25 protein-coding genes are annotated in these 23,091 nt (G+C 40.9%); 6 read left to right on the top strand and 19 right to left on the bottom strand.

Features of this window, described 5'->3' with window-relative positions; all coding sequences use genetic code 11:
- The first annotated feature begins 61 nt into the window (after positions 1 to 61).
- Positions 62 to 778 carry an urease accessory protein UreH domain-containing protein gene (locus tag L1999_RS26765; protein ID WP_235741299.1) on the top strand — a complete coding sequence of 239 codons (717 nt, stop codon included), beginning with the start codon at positions 62 to 64 and terminating at the stop codon, positions 776 to 778.
- Between the two features lie 61 nt (positions 779 to 839).
- Here L1999_RS26765 and L1999_RS26770 read toward each other — a convergent pair whose 3' ends face one another.
- Both L1999_RS26770 and L1999_RS26775 read right to left on the bottom strand, forming a co-directional pair.
- On the bottom strand, positions 840 to 1,496 hold the full coding sequence (locus tag L1999_RS26770) for a PspA/IM30 family protein (protein ID WP_235741300.1): 657 nt from the start codon (positions 1,494 to 1,496) through the stop codon (positions 840 to 842).
- A 1-nt stretch (position 1,497) separates the two neighbouring features.
- A complete protein-coding gene (locus tag L1999_RS26775) occupies positions 1,498 to 1,947 on the bottom strand; it encodes a hypothetical protein (RefSeq protein WP_235741301.1) in 450 nt (149 codons plus the stop codon).
- Between the two features lie 275 nt (positions 1,948 to 2,222).
- Between L1999_RS26775 and L1999_RS26780 the strand changes: the two genes are divergently transcribed.
- Both L1999_RS26780 and L1999_RS26785 read left to right on the top strand, forming a co-directional pair.
- The gene (locus L1999_RS26780; protein ID WP_235741302.1) at positions 2,223 to 3,170 is read left to right on the top strand and encodes an L-lactate dehydrogenase; all 948 of its coding nucleotides are present in this window, start codon (positions 2,223 to 2,225) and stop codon (positions 3,168 to 3,170) included.
- 42 nt (positions 3,171 to 3,212) lie between these two features.
- A complete protein-coding gene (locus tag L1999_RS26785; RefSeq protein WP_235741303.1) occupies positions 3,213 to 4,436 on the top strand; it encodes an MFS transporter in 1,224 nt (407 codons plus the stop codon).
- A 130-nt stretch (positions 4,437 to 4,566) separates the two neighbouring features.
- Here L1999_RS26785 and L1999_RS26790 read toward each other — a convergent pair whose 3' ends face one another.
- The 6 genes from L1999_RS26790 to L1999_RS26815 all read right to left on the bottom strand — a co-directional run bounded on the left by L1999_RS26790 (position 4,567) and on the right by L1999_RS26815 (position 9,152).
- On the bottom strand, positions 4,567 to 5,322 hold the full coding sequence (locus tag L1999_RS26790) for a M50 family metallopeptidase (protein ID WP_235741304.1): 756 nt from the start codon (positions 5,320 to 5,322) through the stop codon (positions 4,567 to 4,569).
- Positions 5,323 to 5,393: 71 nt separating this feature from the next.
- Positions 5,394 to 6,071: a PspA/IM30 family protein gene (locus tag L1999_RS26795; protein ID WP_235741305.1), complete on the bottom strand. Its 678-nt coding sequence runs from the start codon at positions 6,069 to 6,071 to the stop codon at positions 5,394 to 5,396.
- A 1-nt stretch (position 6,072) separates the two neighbouring features.
- Complete coding sequence (locus L1999_RS26800; protein ID WP_235741306.1) at positions 6,073 to 6,468, bottom strand: hypothetical protein; 396 nt, start codon at positions 6,466 to 6,468, stop codon at positions 6,073 to 6,075.
- 171 nt (positions 6,469 to 6,639) lie between these two features.
- Positions 6,640 to 7,404 (bottom strand): sulfite exporter TauE/SafE family protein, encoded by a 765-nt coding sequence (locus tag L1999_RS26805; protein WP_235741307.1) that lies wholly within the window; start codon positions 7,402 to 7,404, stop codon positions 6,640 to 6,642.
- Between the two features lie 214 nt (positions 7,405 to 7,618).
- Positions 7,619 to 8,047 (bottom strand): CBS domain-containing protein, encoded by a 429-nt coding sequence (locus L1999_RS26810; RefSeq protein WP_235741308.1) that lies wholly within the window; start codon positions 8,045 to 8,047, stop codon positions 7,619 to 7,621.
- A 142-nt stretch (positions 8,048 to 8,189) separates the two neighbouring features.
- Positions 8,190 to 9,152 carry a bile acid:sodium symporter family protein gene (locus L1999_RS26815; protein ID WP_235741309.1) on the bottom strand — a complete coding sequence of 321 codons (963 nt, stop codon included), beginning with the start codon at positions 9,150 to 9,152 and terminating at the stop codon, positions 8,190 to 8,192.
- A gap of 232 nt (positions 9,153 to 9,384) precedes the next feature.
- On the opposite strand from L1999_RS26815, the gene L1999_RS26820 reads away from it, so the two are divergent.
- On the top strand, positions 9,385 to 10,488 hold the full coding sequence (locus L1999_RS26820) for a 5-methyltetrahydropteroyltriglutamate--homocysteine S-methyltransferase (RefSeq protein WP_235741310.1): 1,104 nt from the start codon (positions 9,385 to 9,387) through the stop codon (positions 10,486 to 10,488).
- A 55-nt stretch (positions 10,489 to 10,543) separates the two neighbouring features.
- Here the strand turns inward: L1999_RS26820 and L1999_RS26825 are convergent, their stop codons facing one another.
- The 11 genes from L1999_RS26825 to L1999_RS26870 form a co-directional block, all read right to left on the bottom strand.
- Positions 10,544 to 10,735, bottom strand: coding sequence for a hypothetical protein (locus L1999_RS26825; protein ID WP_215041646.1), 192 nt, complete (start codon positions 10,733 to 10,735; stop codon positions 10,544 to 10,546).
- Positions 10,736 to 10,825: 90 nt separating this feature from the next.
- Entirely contained in the window at positions 10,826 to 12,022 is a 1,197-nt protein-coding gene (locus L1999_RS26830) for a class I SAM-dependent rRNA methyltransferase (RefSeq protein ID WP_235741311.1), read from the bottom strand.
- A gap of 271 nt (positions 12,023 to 12,293) precedes the next feature.
- Entirely contained in the window at positions 12,294 to 12,833 is a 540-nt protein-coding gene (locus L1999_RS26835) for a CBO0543 family protein (RefSeq protein WP_235741312.1), read from the bottom strand.
- Between the two features lie 189 nt (positions 12,834 to 13,022).
- Positions 13,023 to 13,559 carry a ferric reductase-like transmembrane domain-containing protein gene (locus L1999_RS26840; protein WP_235741313.1) on the bottom strand — a complete coding sequence of 179 codons (537 nt, stop codon included), beginning with the start codon at positions 13,557 to 13,559 and terminating at the stop codon, positions 13,023 to 13,025.
- 1 nt (position 13,560) lies between these two features.
- Positions 13,561 to 14,439 (bottom strand): FAD:protein FMN transferase, encoded by an 879-nt coding sequence (locus tag L1999_RS26845; RefSeq protein WP_235741314.1) that lies wholly within the window; start codon positions 14,437 to 14,439, stop codon positions 13,561 to 13,563.
- A gap of 57 nt (positions 14,440 to 14,496) precedes the next feature.
- Positions 14,497 to 14,835, bottom strand: coding sequence for a hypothetical protein (locus tag L1999_RS26850; RefSeq protein ID WP_235741315.1), 339 nt, complete (start codon positions 14,833 to 14,835; stop codon positions 14,497 to 14,499).
- A 569-nt stretch (positions 14,836 to 15,404) separates the two neighbouring features.
- The gene (locus L1999_RS26855; RefSeq protein ID WP_275677263.1) at positions 15,405 to 16,304 is read right to left on the bottom strand and encodes a LysM peptidoglycan-binding domain-containing protein; all 900 of its coding nucleotides are present in this window, start codon (positions 16,302 to 16,304) and stop codon (positions 15,405 to 15,407) included.
- 121 nt (positions 16,305 to 16,425) lie between these two features.
- A complete protein-coding gene (locus L1999_RS29925) occupies positions 16,426 to 17,559 on the bottom strand; it encodes a cupin domain-containing protein (protein WP_235741317.1) in 1,134 nt (377 codons plus the stop codon).
- 245 nt (positions 17,560 to 17,804) lie between these two features.
- The gene (locus tag L1999_RS29720; protein ID WP_275677264.1) at positions 17,805 to 17,939 is read right to left on the bottom strand and encodes a hypothetical protein; all 135 of its coding nucleotides are present in this window, start codon (positions 17,937 to 17,939) and stop codon (positions 17,805 to 17,807) included.
- Positions 17,940 to 18,166: 227 nt separating this feature from the next.
- On the bottom strand, positions 18,167 to 19,789 hold the full coding sequence (locus L1999_RS26865; RefSeq protein WP_235741318.1) for a diguanylate cyclase domain-containing protein: 1,623 nt from the start codon (positions 19,787 to 19,789) through the stop codon (positions 18,167 to 18,169).
- A gap of 254 nt (positions 19,790 to 20,043) precedes the next feature.
- Positions 20,044 to 20,493 (bottom strand): VanZ family protein, encoded by a 450-nt coding sequence (locus L1999_RS26870; RefSeq protein ID WP_235741319.1) that lies wholly within the window; start codon positions 20,491 to 20,493, stop codon positions 20,044 to 20,046.
- Between the two features lie 188 nt (positions 20,494 to 20,681).
- On the opposite strand from L1999_RS26870, the gene L1999_RS26875 reads away from it, so the two are divergent.
- Positions 20,682 to 21,983, top strand: a complete 1,302-nt coding sequence (locus L1999_RS26875; RefSeq protein WP_235741320.1) for a hypothetical protein — start codon at positions 20,682 to 20,684, stop codon at positions 21,981 to 21,983.
- A 295-nt stretch (positions 21,984 to 22,278) separates the two neighbouring features.
- Entirely contained in the window at positions 22,279 to 23,022 is a 744-nt protein-coding gene (locus L1999_RS26880) for a slipin family protein (protein ID WP_235741321.1), read from the top strand.
- Positions 23,023 to 23,091: the final 69 nt, after the last annotated feature.

Genomic DNA, 23,091 nt, shown 5'->3' on the forward strand with positions numbered 1-23,091 from the left:
CATTATTCATTACTAGCATTCATACCTTTTAAAAAAATGGTAACTTTATGAGGAGGAAATTATGGAGATAAGTTTTCTATCCATTCTAGCTTTAGGATTTGTTCTTGGAATCAAGCATGCGATCGAGCCGGATCATGTGATTGCTGTTTCTACCATTGCCAGCCAAAGTAAAAAATTAGTCAAATCTACTTTAGCGGGTGTTTTCTGGGGAATTGGCCATACGGCGACATTATTTATCATTGGCATTATTCTAATTTTAATGAAGGGTGAAATACCTGAAAAATGGGCGATGTCATTAGAATTTTTAGTCGGAATTATGCTTGTTTACCTTGGTTTAACCACCATACGTTCTTTTAAAGATATCCATGTACATCAGCATGGGCATGATGGCGATCATCATAAACATGTCCATTCACATGTTAATAACGGGCAGCATCAACATCAGCACCAACACCAAAATGTCTCCTACTTGAAATCCTTATTTATCGGTTTAGTGCATGGTCTTGCTGGCAGCGGCGCAATGGTCTTACTAACGATGAGTACGGTAAAAAGTGTATGGGAGGCGGCTGTTTATATCCTCATTTTCGGAGTAGGAACCATTTTGGGAATGCTCTTCTTCACAACCATTATTGGAATTCCGTTCGTTTTCAGTGCCAAAAAACAAGTACTAAATCAAACCCTTACCCGGCTGACAGGAGTCATTAGCGTCGCCTTTGGGATCTATTACATGTACAACTTAGCCATAACAGAAGGCCTATATAAACTTTGGCTGCAGTGAGCGTAGGGACGGTTCTCCTGCTTCCTATTGGAAGCAGGAGAACCGTCCCCGTGCACTAATCTTATTCAGCCTTTAATTTTTCAATTTCCTTATTTAGCTCTTCATCGCTTACATAGTTATCGTATTCCCTGTCAAACTGGGCTAATGGAGCTGCAAATTGATTGCCTGCCTGCACTTTTGCTTCCATTAAGAGAATCCGGTCTTCCGCACGGGCCACGCCTCTAGCAATATCATCAGTATGAAAGGAAACGGTCGCTTGCTGAATTTGTTTCATCGATTGAGCCACATTCGCTCGTGAAGCTAACAAAATTTTCTTATGTTGTAATTGATTGTACGTCTCTTTTAGTTCGTCCCACTTTGCCACAAGGATTTTGGTTTGTCCCTTAACCGCCTCTAATTGCTCCACATATAGGTGCAACTGCCTTTCTTGGTTGAGCTTTTCTTGCACGGCTAGTTTTGCCATCGCTTCCTCACCTTGCTCAATCGCCAGTTTGGCCTGACGAGTCCGCTTGTCCACTAGTATTTTTGTCTGTGAAATGAGCGCTGCCTGTTTTTTCTCTACAAAAATCTGTCTTGCTAGGGCTTTCTGGCCTTTGACAATTTCCTGTTCCATTTCTCTAGAATACTCATTTAACAAGGCAATTGGATCTTCAATCCCATCTAGTAATCCGTTTATTTCCGCCATTGTAATGGCTTTTAATCGTTTAAAAATCCCCATGTTATTCATTCTCCTTTCTCGTTAATAGATTTTTTTCCCATTGATCTAAAATGCTCGCATTTTGGTTTGTTACAGGTATGTGTGATCCGGCAAGAGAGGTGTCAATAAACTGCTTCATGGATGATGCTTTTGCTTTCTTTCGAAGCCATCTTACTAATAGAACGAGAACGGCTAGTCCTATAATAAGGAAAAGCCAAGGGAATCCGCCGCCATGGTGAGCACCATTCATTATGTGATGATGATGGTCGAATCCGCCTCTCTGCCCCATCCCGCCTTGTTGCGTGATGCCACCCTGTTGTCCCGCACCACTTGGTTGAGCCATTCCACCAGGACCGCGTCCTCCTCCTCGGCCTCTATCTCCTCCTAGTAAAAAGTGGAGCACGTTAAATACTAAAACAGTAGCAGCCACGATCACTCCCCAAAAAACACCCTTTTTTACCTTTGTATTCATATCCTTATCTCCTCTCCTTCCTTGATAGATTGAATAATAATAGAGTTTGGTGAAAAGGAAGCATGGGGACGGTTCTTTTGCTTCCGAAGCATGAGAACCGTCCCCATGCTTTTTGTAAAGGGTTTCATACAAAGGTTCATACTTATGTCACATTTATTGTGAAAAACTTCACAAACTAGTGATATACTAACACCATCAAGTTGCTAATCAATCATGACATCAAGAAATTAGCTTATCTCATTTTAGTAAATTTCATATAAAGAGGGGAAATCATCATGGAAAACAGAAATAAGAAAGTGAATCGAGTAGTGTTAATTGGAACAGGTGCAGTTGGATGCAGCTATGCTTACTCTATGATTAATCAAGGCGTAGCTGAAGAATTAGTTCTGATCGATGTGAATGAAGCAAAATCAGAGGGCGAAGCGATGGACCTGAATCATGGAATCCCATTTGCTCCATCTCCAATCAATGTGTGGAGCGGTACTTATCAAGATTGTGAAACAGCGGACTTAGTGGTCATCACAGCAGGATTAGCGCAAAAGCCAGGTGAAACCCGTCTACAATTAGTCGAAAAGAACACTAAAATTTTTAAAGAAATCGTAAAAAACATCATGGCCAGTGGCTTTGACGGCATCTTTTTGGTCGCAACCAACCCCGTCGACATTTTAACCTATGTGACTTGGAAAGAATCTGGGCTGCCAAAAGAGCGGGTGATTGGTTCTGGAACCGTCCTAGATTCTGCCCGACTTCGCTTTGCGCTTGGCCAGCATTTTAACATGGACACACGAAATGTACATGCTTATATCATCGGTGAACATGGCGATACCGAACTTCCGGTTTGGAGCCGCGCTTCAGTAGGAGTGGAACGACTTGAAGAACTTCCAGCTGAAAAACTAAACCATGAATGCTTAGAAAACATTTTCGTTAATGTCCGTGATGCGGCTTATCATATCATTGAGCGAAAAGGCGCTACCTATTATGGCATCGGCATGTCTCTTGTCCGGATTACGAAAGCAATTTTAAATAATGAAAATTGTATCTTAACGGTATCCTCTTATCTAGATGGCCAATATGGACAAAAAGATGTATTTATCGGCGTTCCATCTGTTATTAACCGTGGCGGAATCCGTGAAGTGATCGAAATCGACTTAAATGAAAAAGAAAAACAGCAATTTAATCATTCCGTTACCGTCTTAAAAGAAACTATGAAACCCGTAATTTAAGGAATTTTTATAAAATCCTTATTAAGGAAAGAAGATGAAAGCATGGAAACGTTGAATCAAACAAAAAAAGGTTATTTTATGATGGCGGTTTTATGGCTGGCCTATGTAACCTTTGCCATGAACTGGGTGGCGGGTTCTTCCTTGACACCGCAAATTACCAAAACATTTTTCGGTGGGCCGGTTGATCCGATTATTTCTCAATTAGTGAACTATTCGATTACGACAGCGCGTGTATTCGCCAATATTTTAGCAGCCATAGTACTTATGAAATTAGGACCTAGAAAAGCAGCCGGCACGGCGATTGGCCTGTTAATGATGGGACTTGTTGCGATTTATCTGCCTAATTATTGGGCCTATACAGTCGCTCGGATGGTCATGGCCGTCGGGGGTTCGATGGTCATTGTCTACATGAACCCAATCGTGGCCCACTATGTAAAAAATTCAAAAACAAAGCTGCGCATTAATGCGGCCAATACGGTTGCCTATAATGCCGGTGCCTTTATTGTTGCTGTATTATTCACTGTTTTTGCCAAGCAAATGGTCGCCAATTGGCGCATAACGTTAACGTTTTTTGCTTCTTTAACGATTCTTTTTTTTATTGGCTGGCTTTGGAAAGCAGAGAACTTTGAGACTAACGAAACGGGTGAAAAAACGGAAAAGTATGGCTACAAAGATGCGCTCAAAGATGGATTTCTCTGGCGCTATGGCTTGGCGTTTGCTTCCTTTTTAACTCTGTATGTCTTATCGCTCGTGAGCTTTAAAGCGATTTTTGACCAATATACCTTGTTAAATGGATCTGTGACGAACCTGTTAATCTCGGGCTTCGGCATTCTTGGCACATTTGCCGGAATTACCATAGGGAATAAAGGGGTACCAAGGAAGCCGATTCTTCTGTTCTCAGGGACTGTCATGGTAGGAACGTTTGCCCTTGCGATTGTTTTCGCGAATAAAATTCCGCTCCTATCTTACACGCTTATTTCAATTTCCGGATTTGCGATGTATATCCAGTACCCAATCTTTTTGAATCTCCCTCATGAATTAAAAGGGATGACTCCACAAAGATTGACCATTATGTTTGGATTATTTTGGGCTATTGCCTACGCAGGCCAAACGATTGCAACCATTATTTGGAGCTTTATATTAGGCTCTTCCGGATACACACCAGCCATGATCTTCTTCATCGCGGCCTCCAGCCTGTACATCTTTTTGGTCGCTACCTTCCCCGAAACAAGACAGAAGGCAGCCGCTGCAAGGAAAGCAGCATAGGTGGGAGCATGGGGACGGTTCTTGTGCTTCCAGTTTTGAAGACATTCTAATGTAAAACCCCCTTCGCTTTGTTGGCGAAAGGGGTTTTTCTCTTTCTGTGGAGGAAGCAAGAGAACCGTCCCCTCGCTTCCTAACTGAAAACCCCACTAAGTGCGGACCAGATCTGATTTTTTACTGTGAGAAGATTAGTGGTCATTCCTAGATCAAAATGAAATGGCAGGCTGATAAAATTCAGTGTGAAAAAGTAGCCGGCAAACAAGGTCTGGCTAAACAGGATAAGTCCTAAAATAACGGCCGGAACAAATTTCGTTTGAACCAATGCTGCCTTCCTCTTCGGATTGCTTCGCGACATAAAAGCTTGTCTGCACACTTTAAATGCACTAATCATCGACTGCATAAATAGCACCGATGCTAGGAATATACTAAGATGAACGAGAATCATTTCAACGTTAACATATGCAGGTAAAACCGTAACGTAGCGGAAATAGACGGGCAAGGTCAATAGTGTCGTAACGGACAGTCCCCAAACCACACCAAATGCGTTGCGGACCCACAACAGTAAAGCAACCACACTAAGTCCTAAATACAGATAAATAACGAAATGATAGTCTCCTCTCGTTACCAAATAAAACAACCCAATCGCGACCAACGAAGCACCCGTGTAACCTGCATACGAAATAAGTGCTCTTTTAAACGGTGAAGCAGCACTCCCAGTTGTCTGTCCAGAACCATCCCGATAAAGATGAATCTTACCACCTTCCAAGCAAGCACTAATCACGAGGTTAACTAAGTTATGGAAGTGTGCAAAATAGGTCCTTAAAAAAGGAAGCATGCTCCCCAGCAACGCTGCACCTAAATAAATCAAAATCAACGTTGGCGTATCCAATGTAAATCCTCCTCTCTTAACTAGATAGAAAGAAAAGCACCAGCCCTATTAGGCGGTGCTCCTCCCTTGAATTATAATGCGGCCACTTTTTCCTTTTCACTCTTTAACTTTTCAAGCTCCTTGGTTAGCTCTTCCTCGCTCACATAGTGATCGAATGCGGCATCAAACGCAGCTAACGGAGTGGCAAATTGATTGCCTGCCTGTACTTCTGCTTCCATCATTAAAATCTTTTCTTCCGCACGCGCCACTCCTCTTGCAATATCATCCGTATTGAAAGAAACGGTCACTTTCTGGATTTGTTTCAACGACTGAGCCACATTCGCACGGGATGCTAACAAGATTTTCTTTTGCTGCATTTGGTTATACTTTTCCTTGAGCTGGTCCAATTTTTCAACAAGGATTTGCGTTTGTCCCTTAATCGACTCCAATTGCTCCACGTATAGTTGCAGCTGATTTTCTTTGGTCATCTTTTCTTGCACGGCCAGCTTTGCGATGGCCTCTTCCCCTTGTTCAAGTGCGAGCTTCGCTTGACGTGTACGCTTGTCCACTACTAATTTCGTTTCAGCAATGAGCGCTGCCTGCTTTTTCTCTACAAAAATTTGTCGAGCTAAGGCATTCTGACCTTTAACAATCTCCTGTTCCATTTCCCGAGAATACTCATTTAACATCGCAATCGGATCTTCAATCCCGTCTAATAATCCATTAAGTTCCGCCATTGTAATGGTTTTTAATCTTTTAAAAATACCCATTTTATTCATTCTCCTTTTTAGTTAAAATCGTTTTTTCCCATTGATCCAAAATAGCAGCATTTTGGTTTGTGACTGGTATATGCGAACCTGCAAGTGAGGTATCAATAAACTGTTGCATCGAAGAAGTTTTTGACTTCTTTCTAAGCCATCTTACTAATAGGACAAGGACAGCTAGTCCAATAATAAGGAAAAGCCAAGGGAATCCACCGCCATGGTGCGGACCATTCATCATCTGGTGGCCCGCAAATCCGCCGCGGCCTCCCATTTCACCATGTCCTCCTGGACCTCTAGCAAAAGCGCTTCTTCCTCCTAGAAGAAAATGGAGTACGTTGATCACCATGACAGTTGACGCAACGATGACTCCCCAGAAAATTCCTTTTTCCACTTTTGTATTCATCTCATTTTTTCCTCCTTTCGTTACCTGATGTAATGAATTTTAGACGGGAATGGTGAAAACTTGGTGAAAAGAAACATTTATTTTTAAAAAGATGAGTAAGTTCTATAAATACAGCGAATTTTTTCCATTAAAAAAGCCAGCATACTAGATGCTGACTTTTTTACAACATGATTAAATTAACTTTAATCCACTCACAAAAATCAATACCGCCACAACCGCCCGCAGCGGTCTCGTCGGAACTTTTGCGGAAATCGTACTTCCGATTAGGACTCCAGGAATAGAACCCATTAATAGATTCCCCACAAGCATATAATTAACATTTCCATATCCAATATGAAGCATCCCTGCGACCGTTACCAGTAGAAACGCATGAGAAATATCAGTGCCCACCATCTCAGATGTCTTCATTTTATAAAGATAGATCATCGCGACAGCGAATAAAGAACCTGAACCTAATGAAGTGAGTCCAACAATAAATCCAAACACGCAGCCTATTAAAATCGTTAGACCCTTTTTTTCGCTCAAAAGCTTCGTCTGCCAACGATTAGGCCGTAACCGCTTCTCCATGAACGTTTTGATAATGATCGCAATCGAGACAAATACCAATACATATCCAAGGGCGTGGCGAATGATTTGTTCCTGGTTATGGTAAGAGGCTTCAAAAAAATGAAGGGCCGCGATGGCGATGACCGCACTCGGGATACTCCCCATTGCGAGATACTTTACCATTTGAACATTCACTGTTTTTTGTCTCCAATGCTGCACAACACCGAATAGTTTCGTGATTGAATTATAAACAAGGTCTGTTCCAACGGCAATCGATGGATTAACCCCTATTAAAATTAACACCGGTGTCAGGAGTGCTGCTCCACCCACGCCAGTCATCCCTACCAGAAAACCTACCAAGAGTCCCATCAACGCAATCCCTATACTCATATCGCACGCCCTATCTTCATTTAATTCCAAGTATTTATATAGGATTATATATAAATATAGGAATCTTGTAAATAACAAACTTCCTATAAATTCAGATAATTTATTAGACGGCTAAAAAAAATCCGCCCCATTCTGGGCCGGATTTCTTCGAGCAATATGCCCAATCAACAGCAGCCATTTTACCCACTATATGAAAATAGTAAGTGAAACGTGATTATTTTTTAGGCTCAGCTGGAACCGATATTTCTTTAAGGGCTTCTCCTGCCTCATCACTCGACTGATTATTTACCGCCAAATCGCCAAGCGAGACCATTCCAACCAATTTATCACTTTCCACGATCGGAAGGCGGCGAATCTGTTCATGAGACATGATTTTGGCAGCTTCCTCAACAGACATGTCTTTGGTGCCTGTCACCACGATATTATTTGCTAGTAAATCAGAAACGGGTGATGCATCCGGAAGTTCGTTTGCTAATCCCTTTATCACTAAGTCTCGGTCGGTAATGATTCCCACTAGCTTATCATTTTCACAAATGGGAATGGCACCCACATCCAATTCTTTCATTTTTTTTGCGACTTCTTTACAAGTACTTTCAGGAGTACAGCAATCGATATCGGTTGTCATAACATCAGCAACATTCATTTTAATGCCTCCTTTATTCCTTCTTATTGGATTCATACCCGCCCCATTTTATTGTTAAACTTCACTATCCAAGCTGATAAAAATGGGATAGCTCTTCATTCCACAAAAAAACCCATCCAACTAAGCTGGATGGGTTTCAAAATCAAACGACGCGTTTGATACTTTTCGTATTTTGATTTTTTTCTTTCATACGGCTGAAAATATTCGCCAAAACTGAACCAGATAAATTATGCCACACACTGAAAATCGCACTAGGTACAGCGGCTAATGGCGAGAAGTGAGCCGTCGCGATTGCCACTCCCAAGCCTGAATTCTGCATACCGACTTCCATTGCCACCGCCTTTTGTTTGGCCAGATCCATTCCGCATAAACGGGCAAAGAAAAAGCCAATCAAGAATCCTAATAGATTATGAAGGATGACAACTCCAAAAATAAGCAACCCAGTTTCGGCAATCTTAGAAGCGCTGCCTGCTACAACAGCCGATACAATCAACACAATCGCAATAACGGAAACAAGCGGCAAAGCTTTCGCACCAGCTCTCGCCTGTTTGCCAAAAAACTTTTTAATAATAAAGCCGATTGCCAATGGAACGATGACCACCTGTACAATTTGAAGGAACAAGGAAGCCACACTAACATCAACCCACTTGCTCGCAAATAGTAGAATTAACAATGGTGTGACAATTGGTGCAAGAATCGTAGAAACAGAGGCAATTCCAACAGCCAGAGCCACATTTCCTCTTGCTAAAAACACCATCACATTCGAAGCTGTTCCACTCGGGCAGCATCCTACTAAAATAACCCCTACTGCGACTTCCTTCGGTAAATGAAGTCCGACCGCCAATAAAAACGCTAGCAGCGGCATGATCACAAAGTGACCAACAACCCCGAGCGCCACTTCCTTTGGTCTCTTAAATACTTCTTTAAAATCCGATAACTCCAGCGTTAGGCCCATCCCAAACATCACAATCCCTAAAAGTGGAACAATATAGCCTCCAAGCCAGACAAAGTGAGACGGAAAGTTAAAAGCGATCACGGCAAAGATTAACACCCACAACGTAAAAGTTTTCCCAGCAAAGCCGCTGATTTTCTCGATGACTCCCATAAATGAATCCCCCTAAATTATTTCGTTTTTCCAAATATTTAATATTTTTATATATTAGAATAAATATTTAAAAAAATCAATATTTTCTATACAATAATTAATTCTTAAAAAAATAAGCCTAAATGCAAGGGGTTACAGCTTCAAAGGGGAATTTTCGGAAATCTTTCGTCTGTACATTTTTTGAAAATTTCCTATATAATTAAGATTATATTTATTTAAAGGAGCAGACAAAATGCCAAAAACACTTACGAGAGCACCATTTAAAGCCGATCATGTCGGAAGCTTCCTGCGTCCGGAACGATTGAAGCAAGCCCGTCTTCAAAAAGAAAACGGTGAAATCACCGCGGAACAGCTTCGTGTGATTGAAGATGAAGAAATCATTAAATTAGTAGAAAAACAAAAAGAAGTAGGGCTTAAGGCCGTAACCGATGGCGAATTGCGCCGTGCTTGGTGGCACTTTGACTTCCTAGCAGGACTCGAAGGTGTTGAGTTTTTTGAGACCGATGCTGGAATTCAATTTAATGGGGTTCAAACAAGAGCACACGGCGTAAAAGTAACGGGTAAACTTGACTTTGGAGAGCATCCATTTATTGAAGACTATAAGTTCTTGCACAGCATTGCAGGTGACCACACGGCGAAGTTCACGATTCCTAGTCCAAATATGCTGTTTTTTAGAGGAATTATTGAGGAAGCTGCTTATTCTGACAAAGAGGCATTTTTCGATGATTTAATTAAGGCTTACCAAAAAGCAATTCAAGCATTTTATGAGGCAGGCTGCCGGTATCTGCAACTAGATGATACATCATGGGCTGTTTTCTTTTCTGAAAAAGGCCAAGAGCAAATCGCAGCAAAAGGCTACACTCCTGAAGAGTTGATTAAGATTTTCACACGGGCGATCAATGAATCGATTGCGGGCAAACCGGAAGACATGGTGATCACGATGCATATCTGCCGTGGAAACTTTAAGTCTACTTATACAGCAAGCGGCGGTTATGACAACGCATCTGAATATATCTTTGGCGAATTAAAGGTTGATGGCTTATTCTTAGAATTTGACGATGAGCGCTCTGGCGGCTTTGCTCCTCTTCAACACGTGAATCGCAAGGATTTACAAATTGTTTTAGGATTGATTACTTCTAAGTTTGGTGATTTGGAAGACCCTGAACAAATTAAAGCGCGAATTGCCGAAGCAGCAAAGTATGTGGATTTAGACCAACTTTGCCTAAGCCCGCAGTGCGGATTCTCCTCAACCGAAGAAGGAAATTTACTTACGGAAGAACAGCAGTGGGATAAGGTTAAACATGTTATTTCCATTGCTGATGATGTTTGGAAATAAGCATAGGGACGGTTCTCTTGCTTCCTTTTCGGAAGCAAAAGAACCGTCCCCATGCTCACCCTTTTGGCATGTCAAGTGCTTGGTAGGCTAGTTGATACTTTCCGCCTTCAGCTACCTCTGCATGGTACAAAGCCTTGAGGGCAAAATTTTTCTCAAGCTCGTGTTCTTCCATCAACACCTTTAATCGTATTTGCAATTCCTTATTGTCTTTGATCAGCTGCTTCATTTGAGATTTGATAAACTTCATGATCAATATAACTCCCTTCTAATCCTATATATATCTGTCTGATATGGCATTTACCCGTGATATGGGTTGGGAGCGAAGACAGGTTTGTTTCTATGACAATTTCTTAATAAACACAACCTTAAGATAGTTGCCCTCCGGAAATTCCTTGATGGCTTTAAAATCTTTCGGAAGGGAGAATTCCTCCACTAGCTGATAGTTCCTGTTAGTTTCTTTAAAGGCTTGATCAATAAAACTTTTAAACTTCGTCATATTAAACGAGCTAGAATTGGTGGACGCAACAATTATCCCCTCATCCTCTGTAATCGCAATAGCTTCTTTTAAAAGATTCTTGTAATCCTTTTCCGCGCTGAATACCATCTTCTTTGACCTCGCAAAGCTTGGAGGATCCAGGATGACCATATCAAACAATAGCTGCTTCTTCACGGCATACTTAAAGTAATGGAACACGTCTTCGACAATGATATCCTGTGCGCCATCATCCAGCCCGTTCACTCTAAACTGCTCGATCGTCTTAGGTAAGCTTCTATTGGCTAAATCCACACTTGTTGTTTTAACCGCGCCTCCTACGGCAGCAAAAACAGAAAATGCTCCTGTGTAGGAAAACGTATTCAGCACGTTCTTTCCTTTCGCATAAACATCACGGATTCGTTTTCTAACATCTCTTTGATCTAAAAAGACCCCAACCATCGCACTTTCATTTAAGTAAACCGCGAAGTTTACTCCATTTTCTTTTACGATAATCGGGAAGGTTCCTCTTTCTCCCGCAACGAAATCGTCTTCTTCAATGTATTTTCCGCTGACAGCAAATCGTTTCTTTTGATAAATGGCTTTAAATGGAATCAATTCTTTCAGCGCATTGATAATATACTCCTGAAAGTGGTAAATTCCTTTGCTATACCAGGTGATTAAATAATAGCCATCAAAATACTCGATCGTTAATCCGCCTAAACCATCGCCCTCGCCATTTACGACTCGGAAAGCGTTAGTATCCGGGTTATTAAAAAACGGCTCTCGATCGTGGAGTGCTTCTTTCAATTTATTCACAAAAAACCTTTGGTCGATTGGTTCATTCTCATTTCGACTAAGAACCCACCCATACCCTTTGTTTTGTTTGCCAAAATAGCCCTTCGCGATGAACTTATTCCGTTCATCAACAAGACGGACAATCGTTCCCTCTTCCGTACCTTCGTCCAAATTAATCAAGGCTTCCCTTGAAATAAGGGGATAACCGCTTCTATACTTATTAACAAACTTGCCCTTTACCGTAAAACAAACATCATTCTTCATCTTGTCATCCAATCAAAATTATTTGGAGAAGCATGGGGACGGTTCTCTTGCTTCTTTGAAGCAGAAGCAGAAGAACCGTCCCCATGCTTCCAACCTATTATTATTATAAATCATAATGAGGGCGTTTAAACGATTAAGTTGGGACAAACCTTATTTAGGTCCGAAGAGGAGGTTCATAGATTTGAAAATCGGGGATTTAAAGAAGGTGGCACGGGGGCTGTTTTCTTGCTTCCGGGTTGGTCTGGAAGCAGAAGAACCGTCCCCATGCTTCTTATCGAAACTTCGTAACTGGAATGTGAAAGTATAGGATTAGAAAGGCGGTACACACGAAGCATAGGACCCATGCCCAAAGCGGCCGGGTATGGTGGAGGCGTAGTCCAATAAACAGAAATAGCCAAACCACGCATGACCAGCCAAAATTCCATCCATGAGTATAAGAAATTAGTTTGGCACACCTAAACAAATACTCCATGATCACCTCAGCCATAAACCAGATGCCAATATAGAAGACTTGCTTAGGCCAACGTGATTGATACGGGAATAAGGATAAGTAAAGCAAGGTCAGGTTGGGGAAGGTAATAAAGGTTAACAGAAACTCCGCAATGGTATGGTTGGGAACGATTATCGAACCTTGAAAAGTCCATAATGGGTATTCGGACATAAGGACAGAAGTAAAAAAATCCACAGCTATAATGTAAAGGATGGTGGGATAGTATTTCTTCCAATTTTTCCAATCAGCAAACCGCCATGCGCTAATCAGATAAATAAAGGGCAGCACCATTCTTAAGTATGATATAGTCGTATGTAACATGTGACGTCTCCCCCCCTTCTACCTCATTCTCTACAGTATAGTATTATTCATATTAAGGGCGTTTAAACGATTAGAAATATAATCATTATTTTTAGCAAGGGTCCGAAGCGAAAACTGCTCTTTTTAAAAATAATTACTCAACCCAAAAACAGCATAAAAAAATGGCTTGGAGATAGTTCCAACCCATTTCTAAATGACCCCATTTCCTTCCGTAAGCTTCTTCTTATCTGAAGGAAACATTCCAAGCATCAGAACAACTGGTACGATATTAACAACCGCCAAAACCGTCCCTTGGAAATCTGTACCACTCATTAATCCGTGTGCTGTTACTAAAATATACAGAATAGGGTTAAGAGCATGCAGCTTCTGCCACCGTTGGTAACCAATTTTCTTACGGAATTTTGATGTGACAATCGTTAAAATTAAGAAATACGTCGCAATCGACCCTAATCCCATCGAAATCGTTTCATAGCTGCCGCTAAACGGAATCAGGATATCACTCCAACTAAATTTCATGAAAGCATCAATCAATAAAATTCCTAAGTGACCACCAGTCATAATCAAGGACCAGTCCGAGACTACCTCATGAAAATGAAGGAGATTAGTCACTTTCTTTTTCCGTTTCTTCTGTACCGCCGAATATAGTCCAGTTAATGCCGCCAAATATAATAATAGATATGCCACAACTCCAGTTGCCCGAATTGCGTACCATTCTAAAGACTCCATTTTATTCGCCACCTCTCCAAATTTCTTTTGCTTCATTAATAATAACCGCTGGCTTCTTTTTGACAGAAAGCAAGGCTTTCCCGCACTCTTCTCCCAATAAAAGGACCACTTTTGCTAATACATCCGCTTCGACAGCCGTTGGCGCTGTTACAGTAGAAGAAAGAATCGTGCTCGCAGAAGGTTCGCCTGTTGTCGCATCTATCAGGTGATGCTTACTTCTCCCATTCACCTTCCATCTTCTTTTCATTGAAGTAGAAGTAGCAATGGCCCCATCCAATCCTTGGATAGAAGAAAGCATTTGGGATGAATCAAAAGGATCTTCAATGCCAATATTTAAGGGCCGCGGCAGATCTCCAAAAATCCGGATATCTCCGCCGACATTCACAAACCCAAATCCATACTGGGATAAGACATCCGCTGCTCGGTCCACCACCCAGCCCTTTGCAATCCCCCCCAAATCTATTCGAGTATGAAGCACCACCGTTTGCCGATCTTCATCTAATTGATATGGTCTCATTTTTGTAAAAACGGGGGCTGTTTGGGAGGGAGCCGTCAACTCCTGCCCTTTAATCCACTCAATTGATTGGGTATAGCCGCTGTTTTCAATCGCTGACAAAATACCAGGATTAAAAACGCCATTTGTTTCTTCATAAAATCGAAGTGCCTCTTTTAAAATACCAAATAATGGATCCGATACCTCGACTTCTTTTTCTAATTGTTGATTTAACCGGGATAACTCACTATCTTCTTTAAACCGGCTGCATGTGTCTTCGACAGATGCGAATAATTTGTATACGGGCATGAGGTCATTGGCAAACAGTTCTTGATTGATCGATAGTTGAACCATTGTACTCATGGAATTGAAGTTATACTTATTCATTGTTGGTTCCTCCTGCAGAAGTATTAAATGATCAAATGAGATGATCCTTTAACTTCATCAGGTTCCACCAGTGGTAGTATCAAAGCCTCCATGTTGACTTGGAAACGAGTTGTCTTGTGAAACTTGTTGATCTGACGCTTGAGTTCCATTGGTGTCTGCTGATCCAGTTGTATCAGTAGTTGTGTTAGTATCAGTAGTTTGACCAGGGATATCATAGGTGATCGATGAATCTTGGTTACTGCTGCTTTGAGTTGATTGTGTTGTATTTTGGGTTGTCGCCACAGCGGCTGTGTTGGCTGTTGTATCTTTTTTTATTCCCATATATGACATCATTCCGGCAACGAGAGCAAGACTTGCAAAACTCACTCCCCAAGAGGTAAATTTCTGTTTTTTCATTGGTAGGACTCCTTTCAGTTTGAAATGCTTTCTTTATGTCCATGTCTGTATTATGAATCGACAACCTTAACTAAACCTTAAAAAATCCCAGAAATTGAAAAGAACTTCTTCATAGTGAAAAAGTATTTATAAGTCATTTCTAGAACAGTTGAATATACAGAACAGAGAAAAAGCCCATTTCATCGGATAAAATGGGCTTTTTCTTCGTGTCTAAACGACATCAATTCGACTCTATTCTCTATATATTATTTTAATCAAACGCTTGGTTAAAAATAGTAGGAATTCACGTTCCAACTGACTTTCACTTTTAAACTAGTGAAAAATATGGTCGAAAGTAGTTAGTAATTTTTGCAGAAAAAATTTCAATTTCCCGGAAAATTCTATTGTTTTCGTTTGCACTTTCATCAATCTCATCTTTTCGCGATGATTCAACTTTAATCAAACATTTGATTAAAACCGAAACTAAACTGCACTATTACTGGACTTCTTTCACAAAATGCTTGAAAGAATTGTCGAGATCTGTCTATTAATTAAAGAAGTCCCTACCATCAATTGACTCAGTCACAGGATTATTTCACACGTATTTTTTGACCAGCGATAATGACATCAGGGTCATTAATTCCATTCCAAGCTTGCAGCTGTGCGACAGATATTCCAAAAACTAATGCGATTTGGGACAACGTATCGCCTGATTTTACCTGATAATACACAGGTCCTGACGAGTGATTATCAGGTAACCTTAAAATTTGTCCAACATAGATAAGGTTAGGATTTTCGATGTTATTTAATTTCACTAAATCCTTCACCGTTGCTCCGAATCTCGCCGCAATTTTGCTTAAGGTATCGCCTGGTTGAACAGTATAGGTAGATGGAGGAGAACTTTCAGGCTGTGACGCTGCTGCTCTGCTCCATGCTCCTGCACGATTGGCGAATTCATTATAATCTACTTGGATACCTGCTAGTGGAAGATTATGCTGATATTGGAGAATATGATGAAAATCTGCTACATGGCCGCGGGACCAAGAAGTTGTCTGCCAATAAAAATCGACTGCCTTATGATCATAAAGCATGGTAAGTACAGAATAAGAGCCATAAACTCCTACTTTAAAACTTGGGTCAATGCCAGTACGAACACCTGTAAAATAGGTTAAGATCGAGTCCATGTCTGCTGGCTGCGCATCATAATCAACAGCAAAGTAAATCGCACTGCCTTCTGTCTGTACAAGCGTCTTTGCGTAGCGTGAGGCTTCCTGGGCATCTGAAATCCCTCGGGCCCTGGTAAAATAAGTGGCGTTAGTCGGATTGGTTTCCCAAATACTCACCAACTGTAACCCCGCATTGAGGATGGCATCAGCCTCCGCTTTGTTCATCGACTTCCAGCTATCGCCAAGATAACGTCCAACATACTGAATACCAGTAGATTTAAGACCTGCAGTCAACGAACAAGTAAGTTTTGTCGCACAGTCCACTCCGTTTAAATTTCGAATAAGATCACCTCCATAATCAGGGGGACGGTTCTCATGCTTCGGGAATCATGGGGACGGTTCTGTTGCTTCGGAAGCATAAGAACCGTCCCCGTGCTTCCAGCTTTCACTCAGGGTCAGGTGGTCCAATGACGACTGTTTCATCAATGGGGGATAGGACTTTGGCTAGTTTCTGAGCATTTACATCATAAGCGAGTTCAAAAACATCAGGAGGTGTTAATCGTAGCACATCAGAGCCCTCAATCGACTGGATTTGTCCATCATTGAAGGCAACTAAAAGATGGGCTTCCTTGGTTACACAAGTAATCCAGTGCCACCAGCCCTTTGGCAGGAAGGTGACCTGACCTGGTTTCACATGATAGGTCTGCAGTTCTAAGGTTGACGGATTCAAAATTGAAATAATGACTTCCCCAGAGATAATGAAATCAAGCTCATCCGCATTGGGATGCCAGTGCGGCTCGCGAATATGTTCTCGGCTCAGAAATAGGTCTCCTAGAGCCAAATCCTGCATCTCTGGTATTTGCGCTGAGGTAACTTCGTAAAGTACATTTTGCGGATTTCGCTCAAAGCCTACATTGTCGCTGACATCAAAAAATAGTTCTGGAGACGTCGTGGAGCCCCACTGCATTCCTCCTCTTCGTCGATTCATGGGTAAAAACATTTCCCTAATCATATCACTTATTGGAGCACCATTTTTTGGTCCGATTACGACAGTCTCAGTAATTGGCGCCAGTACCTTGGCTAGCTTTTCAGCATTTACACCATAAGCCAATTGAAAAACTTCTGGGGGAGTTTTTCGAAGGACATCGGAGCCAAAGATATTCTGACGTTTTTTCGTGTCGTATAAGGCCACAACATGAGCTTCCTCCGTAATGGAGATGATCCAATGCCACCAGTTTATTGGAATAAAAACAACATCCCCTGGTTTTACACGATAAGTTAGCAATTGCGGGGTGAACGGATCGAGTACAGAGATGATCGCTTCACCACTCACCACATAATCGAGTTCAGCAGCATTAGGATGCCAGTGAGGTTCTAAAATGTGGCCCCTGCTAAGAAAAATGTTATCTAAGCTAATATTTCTCAACACAGGTAACTGTGATGAGGTAACTTGGAAGATAATATTCTCAGCATTCCGCTTAAAGAACACACTTTTTCTAGAATCAAAGAAAAGATTGGCGGTGTTCGCTGTTGTTTTCCCATTAGATGATTTTGTGTTACCGGTTTGGTTATTTTTCATCTATTAAAATTAAACCTCCTGTCCGAAAATACAGGTAAAAAGGCTGTCTTTCCTAAAAACCCGTAATCTATGAATATGCCAAGCAGGACAAGTGTGATTGGGTAAAATGCCTGTAACATGGGAACATGCAAGGTTTATTTATTAAATACGGAGGAAATGGTGTAGTTTATAATGGAAGGAATGAAATATAGGATTGAAATGGGTAATACGGATAAAAAGGCATAAAAAAAAACGATCCTCAGTTTTTATCTTTGAGAGTCGTTTCTAAATAAATCTGCCACAAACTGTAATTCATCTTTACTCATTGGTTTTAAAGTTAATGCTGTAGCTGCCATGTATTTTCCGTAAGTGTTCATAAAGTTTTCCATTTTCTTGATCATTTGATTACCACCTTCCAAAATTTATATCCTTATTATCGTTCAAAAGGGGCTCATTTGACAAAGTCTTGGAAAACGGAAACATTCACCAAAAAAGCGGGAACATTTTCCTTGTAAGCGTACATTTTACATTGTTTTCTCACTTTTTCACCGTTTTTCTTTATTTTTCACTTTGAAGGAGCACAGGGAGTTCTCATGCTTCGGAAGCAAGAGAACCGTCCCCCTGCTCCTTATGAAAAAGTAACCTTATTTTTTCCTGTTCGTTTGGATACATAGAGTGCTTCGTCAGCGGAGCGAATCATTTCCGCAGATGGAACCTGCTCATCCTCCCATACTGCCGCACCGATACTGCAGCCTACCTTGATTTTTTGATCATGAAGGTCAAAGGGCTGATTCAGACTATTGATGATCTTTTCAGCCACCATCGTGGCATCCTGGACAGAATCCCCACTCGTGGTATACAAAATAACCAAAAACTCATCTCCACCTAGACGGAACACCCCTTCATTACTCCGGACACAACTTTTCAATCGCTTAGCGGTTTCTTGCAGCAAACGATCACCGACTTGATGGCCTAAGGTATCATTGACCTGTTTAAATCCATCCAAATCGAGGTACAAGAAGGTAAGCCTATTACCCATTTGTTTCGCTGTTTCCATAGCTCCTTCAAGAAACTGATCGAGAGCAATCCGATTCATCAATCCTGTGAGCGTATCATGGTGTGCTAGATTTTCCATCTTACCCAAATCCGAAACTGTGCGAACCAACGATTCCACCAAATCACGGAGCGATAAAGATAGAATCTCAATATCCTTAATTCCCTTATAATAAGGTATTTCCACCTTCTCACCTGCTCGTAAGCGATTGGCAGAGTAAGAGATTTGTTGAAGCGGCTTGGTGATTAAGGCCGAGGCAAACCAGCCTAATAAGGCAAAAATAATCGATAAGACGACTCCGATCAGTAAGATGGACTTCTGTAATTCATGGACAGGAGCAAAAGCTGTTTTTTCAGGTACACGGACCAAAATGGACCAGCCCAAACCAGGATAGTTTTGATAACCGTCTCCAAACGCATATCCCGTTAGATACTTCTTACCGTTTGGCCATGTTTCGATTCGCCAGTTATTCTGACCCTTTTTGGCAAGCTTCAAACTTTCTAAGTTTAACGGCTTGCCTATATTGGCAGATGGACCTAAGAGAACAATTTGATCTTTCTGGCTGACCACAAAGATTTCTGCCCCGTCTACCTTCTCTTTTAACGGTTTCAATATTTCTTTTTCAACCTCACGGGACCATTCCCAGCTAAGGTGGGCTGCAATAACGCCGTTAAGCTTGCCGTCTGCTGTGACAATCGGTCTACTGATATCAACAAATTGTAGTGGTTCACCACTGGGATTTGGCAGCAGTTTAGCCAGTAAGACCGCATCGTGAACATCCCCGACAAATGATCCTTTTATTCCTTCTTGATAGACAGGGCGTCTCGAAATGTCGCCGCCTTTTAAAATTCCATTGGTTGCCGCTAAGACCTTCCCGTTGACATCCGTTACACCAACCCATGAAAAGGCAGGAATGCTCTCTTGGAGCTTGTTAAGAAGCACTTGAACCTGATGCGGGTCAGCGGGGTTCTGGATATCCTTCAGCTGACTGATCACATTAATTTCGCCAGCCCTCGACCACATAAAGTGATCTAATTTATCCGCCATATTATAAGCCGTGGCTGATAGTGTATTTCCGATCTGGTCCTCGACTTTTTGACTTGCTTGCGTTCCAATCATCATACTTAAAATAGCGGTTATTCCAAAGATTCCAACTGCAAATAGGACCGCTACATAGGTGCGCAGTTTTAAATTCACGTAACTCCTCCATTCTAACTGGGAGAAAAGATAGTTTAGCAATTTCATATTATACTAAGTTTCCACCTTTTTCGAACAGTGTCTTTTTATGGATTTAATTGAACTAGGAAACAGTAGAAAGAGGAGGGTTTTGAAGTCCTCCTCTTTCCCATTTTAGACTATGATACGCCTGTAGCTGTTACAACTAATTGAACGTTTGATTAACTTTTACAAGTGGTGCCCGTAGGTTTCTCCGCAATTATAAATGAAGCCGGCTAGTCTATCCTTGACCTGGTCTTTTTGCCTATTTTTTTAACAATCAAAAACGTCATCAGCAGGACGAGAAAGGCCCCGACTGAGTCAAATAAAAAGACATCCTTTATCGAAGCGGTTCTGCCTGGCATAAAGGATTGGTGATATTCATCCGTCATCGCATAAAGTACTGTTAGTATCCATGCAAGGATATAGGCAAATCGGTAGACTTCCAGACACTTAAAAAATAAAAAGGCAAGGAAGCCGAATACCGTAATGTGGGTGAGTTTTCGCACGAAAAAGTTTAGCTGATCTACTACCACATGGTTTACTCCGTCTATATGTAAGAACACCAGTATTTTTTGGAGAGTATCGGACGTATTTTTCCCCGTAGAATAAGGAACCTGTGTAAACATAAAAATAACTGCCATCCATAGGATCGCCGCAACAATCCACCATTTTCTTCTATTCATCTATGTCATCTTCCTCCGTTTCTATCAATAACTCCTATAGTACTACCTAGCTGCTTAAGAGGACAACAGGTTCTTGTAAACAGAAACCCTAAACTAGTAAAATAGGAGCATGGGGACGGTTCTCTTGCTTCCGTTCTGGAAGCAAAAGAACCGTCCCCATGCTCACTAAACTGTGAAAGGTGTTCTTGATGAAGTATTTTAAACTGCCTATTCTTTATTATGTTATTTTTATCATTATTGTCGTTTCAACCTATATTAGCTATGAAATCTATCCGATGACTTCCGCACAGGAAAAGACAACGTTTATTGTAACGGTTTTATCATTGGTTGTGTCTACCATCGCTTTTTATATAGCGATGAAAACGTACATATCGATTGATAGTGTGAATGTGATTACCCAGATGGAGGGAAATGTTTTAGAGAATGAAAATTACGTCATTTCTATTACGAGTCTATTAAAAGATTATCCCATGACAAATCCACTAGAGGTTGAGGATGCTATTTTTAAAAAGTTAAAAGAGATCTTTAGTAAAAAGAATTCAAGAACGGCCATTGATTTTACCGATAACCTACAATATTTTATCGATATCATTATCTTCTTCCCCGCACTTTTTAAATCAGAAAATGGCCGGCAGCAGGAAAATTTTAAAAATATGGAAACCGTTCTTTCCTTAATTGATCAGCGAAAAAAGGATCTCCTTTCGGTCAGTACCGGAAATCTCATTTTAATAGAAGAAACCGTTAAACTGATCAATAGTGTCATTAACTACCAACAATTAATTTCCACAAAAGAAATTAAGATGTCTTCTTCTTTACTTGATGTTAGGGGAACAATGTTAAAAAACCCTGTAACACAAACGGTTTACTTTGATTATCTAGGATTGTTCTACAATAAAAAGGCAATGACGATTTTATTTGACAATCTGAACTTGGGAAAAGGCGATATATTCGAGATTGACCGGCTTAAAGAGGTGATTCGAAAAATTCCCTCACTCGATGGTGAAAATGTCGAGCTTGCCACGATGTATTTGAAGGAATCCAAGAAAGCCTTTCAACATGCCCTAGAGAATTGTAAGAACGATGTGATGTGGGAAGGATTTATTAAATATAACGATGCGCGTTCTACCTATTTTTTAAAGCTCGTTCAACCCGAGTATCAAGGGGAAGATTGGAATATCCTCATGAACGAGGCGATTATCGCCCGTGGCAAACTGAATTATTTAATTAAGGATCTGTACGAAAAGGGAGCGCCGCCTACCTTCCTGCAAGAGGAATTTAATTATCAAGAATATCTGGCAAGATTGGTTAAAATCAATATCCTGATAGCCGAAGAAACAGACATCAACGATACCCTAAACATCAGCCGATACCCTGCCCCACAATATACCGGGTTAAAAAATGACCGTTTCATTAAGGAACCGTATCTAGGTAGTAATACAAAAATTAGAAATTATCAACAAGATATTTTGCGGAAGCTTGACGAAGCATAGGGAGGGTTCTCTTGCTTCCTTTTCGGAAGCGTAAGAACCGTCCCCATGCTTCCCGTGATATAATCATAATTGGAGTAGTGTAAAGCCATCTTTTAAAATCTTTAAAAGGTGTAGCTGATCCGCATTCTCCTGGCTGGATACTGGTGTCCTTTTGGAGCCAGTGCATCTAGGGTTCAAACCCCTAAAGGGGATCCGCTCACGGTTATTTAGGTTTTGGCCAGTTTTGCAGGTAAGACCTCCATTGGCCAATCCAAGCTGTGGGTGGATTCCAAAATCTTAGAGAGAAGGTGATAGAATGTTTGATATTATGATCATTGCACTAGTAATTTTCTTAATTTTCTTACTACTCGTTATAACCAAAAGACTTATTAAAACGATGACCATTTTTCAATATGAACGTGGAATTAAGTTTCACAAGGGAAAGTTTAAGGAAGTTGTTGGGCCGGGAAGGTATACCTATTTTACTTCAACTACCCATTTGGAAATTTTTGATATGAGACCTGCCATTCTCCAATTAAACGGTCAAGAATTATTAACGGCTGACAATGTTAGTGTGAAAATTAGTTTAGCTGTCAAATATCAGATTCTAGACCCCCAAGCACTGATTTCAGAGTATCAAAACTTCCAAGACTATTTATATATGAGCATACAATTTAAACTCCGAGAAGTCGTATCTTCAATTGAAATGGATGACCTATTGAAAAGCCGCCAAAAAATAAACGATGATGTCAGAAACTTACTGTTGGAAGACAAATCTTTAATTGGGGTTTCTATTCATTCAGTGGATTTGAAGGATATTATGTTATCAGCAGAATTAAAGAAAGTTTATTCCGAGGTGCTTAAAGCAAAAAAGGAGGCCCTTTCGTTATTAGAGAAGGCACGCGGAGAAACGGCAACATTAAGAAGCTTAGCCAATACGGCTAAGATGTTGGAAAACAACCCAGAATTAGCCCAACTTCGGTTAATACAAACGATTGAAGCTTCACAAGGAAATACCTTTATTATTGATGTTTTAAATAGTAACAAAAAGAAAATGTAGGAGCACGGGGACGGTTCTCTTGCTTCCATTCAGGAAGCAAAAGAACCGTCCCCATGCTCTGCCGTCACC

It is taken from the genome of Neobacillus drentensis, assembly GCF_021560175.1.
GTDB lineage: Bacteria > Bacillota > Bacilli > Bacillales > Cytobacillaceae > Neobacillus > Neobacillus drentensis_A.

Excerpts from the sequence above, each read along its gene's own strand:
- L1999_RS26765 (WP_235741299.1), top strand. The coding sequence starts at position 62 with ATGGAGATAAGTTTTCTATCCATTCTAGCTTTAGGATTTGTTCTTGGA.
- L1999_RS26770 (WP_235741300.1), bottom strand. The coding sequence starts at position 1,496 with ATGGGGATTTTTAAACGATTAAAAGCCATTACAATGGCGGAAATAAAC.
- L1999_RS26775 (WP_235741301.1), bottom strand. The coding sequence starts at position 1,947 with ATGAATACAAAGGTAAAAAAGGGTGTTTTTTGGGGAGTGATCGTGGCT.
- L1999_RS26780 (WP_235741302.1), top strand. The coding sequence starts at position 2,223 with ATGGAAAACAGAAATAAGAAAGTGAATCGAGTAGTGTTAATTGGAACA.
- L1999_RS26785 (WP_235741303.1), top strand. The coding sequence starts at position 3,213 with ATGGAAACGTTGAATCAAACAAAAAAAGGTTATTTTATGATGGCGGTT.
- L1999_RS26795 (WP_235741305.1), bottom strand. The coding sequence starts at position 6,071 with ATGGGTATTTTTAAAAGATTAAAAACCATTACAATGGCGGAACTTAAT.
- L1999_RS26800 (WP_235741306.1), bottom strand. The coding sequence starts at position 6,468 with ATGAATACAAAAGTGGAAAAAGGAATTTTCTGGGGAGTCATCGTTGCG.
- L1999_RS26805 (WP_235741307.1), bottom strand. The coding sequence starts at position 7,404 with ATGAGTATAGGGATTGCGTTGATGGGACTCTTGGTAGGTTTTCTGGTA.
- L1999_RS26810 (WP_235741308.1), bottom strand. The coding sequence starts at position 8,047 with ATGAATGTTGCTGATGTTATGACAACCGATATCGATTGCTGTACTCCT.
- L1999_RS26815 (WP_235741309.1), bottom strand. The coding sequence starts at position 9,152 with ATGGGAGTCATCGAGAAAATCAGCGGCTTTGCTGGGAAAACTTTTACG.
- L1999_RS26820 (WP_235741310.1), top strand. The coding sequence starts at position 9,385 with ATGCCAAAAACACTTACGAGAGCACCATTTAAAGCCGATCATGTCGGA.
- L1999_RS26825 (WP_215041646.1), bottom strand. The coding sequence starts at position 10,735 with ATGAAGTTTATCAAATCTCAAATGAAGCAGCTGATCAAAGACAATAAG.
- L1999_RS26830 (WP_235741311.1), bottom strand. The coding sequence starts at position 12,022 with ATGAAGAATGATGTTTGTTTTACGGTAAAGGGCAAGTTTGTTAATAAG.
- L1999_RS26835 (WP_235741312.1), bottom strand. The coding sequence starts at position 12,833 with ATGTTACATACGACTATATCATACTTAAGAATGGTGCTGCCCTTTATT.
- L1999_RS26840 (WP_235741313.1), bottom strand. The coding sequence starts at position 13,559 with ATGGAGTCTTTAGAATGGTACGCAATTCGGGCAACTGGAGTTGTGGCA.
- L1999_RS26845 (WP_235741314.1), bottom strand. The coding sequence starts at position 14,439 with ATGAATAAGTATAACTTCAATTCCATGAGTACAATGGTTCAACTATCG.
- L1999_RS26850 (WP_235741315.1), bottom strand. The coding sequence starts at position 14,835 with ATGAAAAAACAGAAATTTACCTCTTGGGGAGTGAGTTTTGCAAGTCTT.
- L1999_RS29925 (WP_235741317.1), bottom strand. The coding sequence starts at position 17,559 with ATGAAAAATAACCAAACCGGTAACACAAAATCATCTAATGGGAAAACA.
- L1999_RS29720 (WP_275677264.1), bottom strand. The coding sequence starts at position 17,939 with ATGATCAAGAAAATGGAAAACTTTATGAACACTTACGGAAAATACATG.
- L1999_RS26870 (WP_235741319.1), bottom strand. The coding sequence starts at position 20,493 with ATGAATAGAAGAAAATGGTGGATTGTTGCGGCGATCCTATGGATGGCA.
- L1999_RS26875 (WP_235741320.1), top strand. The coding sequence starts at position 20,682 with ATGAAGTATTTTAAACTGCCTATTCTTTATTATGTTATTTTTATCATT.
- L1999_RS26880 (WP_235741321.1), top strand. The coding sequence starts at position 22,279 with ATGTTTGATATTATGATCATTGCACTAGTAATTTTCTTAATTTTCTTA.